We start from the raw sequence: 1126 nt of genomic DNA, 5'->3' as shown, positions 1-1126 counted from the left end.
TTTATCGTAGGGAATCCCAGCCGCCTCGCAATACGCCTTCTGCGTCTCCTCTATCGTCATACCCATCGGCATTCTGATATCGATATGCAGCTTCTTTCTAGCCGAATACTCCAGATGCAGCAGCTTCCCCTTCCATATCGTGTTGCTGCAGTTCAGCTCACGAGCCTTCTCCAATGCAGCATCCACGTAATCCACATCATCCACATCGATGGTAGTCTGAAAAAGGAAACTTTCAGGATCCGCATCCTCACTAGAGCGGTGATTATTCCTGAATCTGTAATAATGAATCGCACGGATAGGCAGCTGTCTTTTCAGCCCCTCGCGTGCCTTCTTCACCGCCTTTTCATCACCAGCATCTACGCCGGGGATAGCCTTCTCCCCACGTATCTGCGCAATCACACCCTTCAGCCACGGCTGTGCTATCAGGGTGTCATAGACATACAGGGGCTGGGAAGAGCTCAATCTTCCCATATTGCCCTTGCGTGCCGGATTCAGAGCCATTACTTGTACTGTTCCCATGCTATATTCTCCTTGAAATGTTTAGCCTTGCCCTTCATCTCCATCATCTCTTTGTAGAGATATTTCAGAATGTCCGACTTGCTCATCTCCTTCGGAAAAGAGAAGGAAGCGAACACACGCTGCGGCGAAGTACGGAGGGCGCCATGCGAGGTATGGATAATCTCGGTATAAAGCTTCCCGCCCGACTGTGCATAAGGCTTGAAGTCGAGCTGGTCGCCATGCTCGCCACCGCTGCAGATCATTCTGCCCGGAATCACCTTGGGCACCTCGCAGATGGTCTCCGCATCGTTCCAGGGAGCCTTGCGAATAGCTACGTTACCACACTCGTCAGTAATGATACTGGCATCTACCTTCTGGGCGTTCAAAAGCGCCTGTACAGCAGCCTCTGCAGCTGCAGAAAAACTTTTCTTGCTCATATATATTGAAGTTTTAGAAAGATATGTTGTTAATTAGAAATACTCTCCATTCATACTCCGGATGCTTGAAAACATACGGCTTCATATTGTTCTTATCCATATTCATATATGTATTATCACGTTGGAGCTGCGACTATCCGCTAAATTCCGTACCAGGAAATGGTACCGGTTTTCCATATACAGAAAAGCCC

The 1126-nt window shown here is 48.7% G+C and carries 1 protein-coding gene and 1 pseudogene; both read right to left on the bottom strand.

From position 1 onward, the window contains the following. Positions 1-519 (bottom strand): annotated as a pseudogene (locus tag DXD25_RS16285) (hypothetical protein); the annotation flags it as partial. Next, positions 501-935, bottom strand: a complete 435-nt coding sequence (locus tag DXD25_RS16280) for a hypothetical protein (protein WP_089543539.1) — start codon at positions 933-935, stop codon at positions 501-503. The pseudogene DXD25_RS16285 and the gene DXD25_RS16280, both read right to left, overlap by 19 nt. Positions 936-1126: the final 191 nt, after the last annotated feature.

It is taken from the genome of Prevotella sp. TF12-30, from assembly GCF_003436715.1.
GTDB classification, from domain to species: Bacteria; Bacteroidota; Bacteroidia; order Bacteroidales; family Bacteroidaceae; genus Prevotella; species Prevotella copri_A.
The sequence above is the reverse complement of the archived record's forward strand: the minus strand, read 5'-3'. Positions and strand labels throughout refer to the sequence as shown.

Coding starts and splice junctions, on each gene's coding strand:
- DXD25_RS16280 (WP_089543539.1), bottom strand. CDS start 935: ATGAGCAAGAAAAGTTTTTCTGCAGCTGCAGAGGCTGCTGTACAGGCG.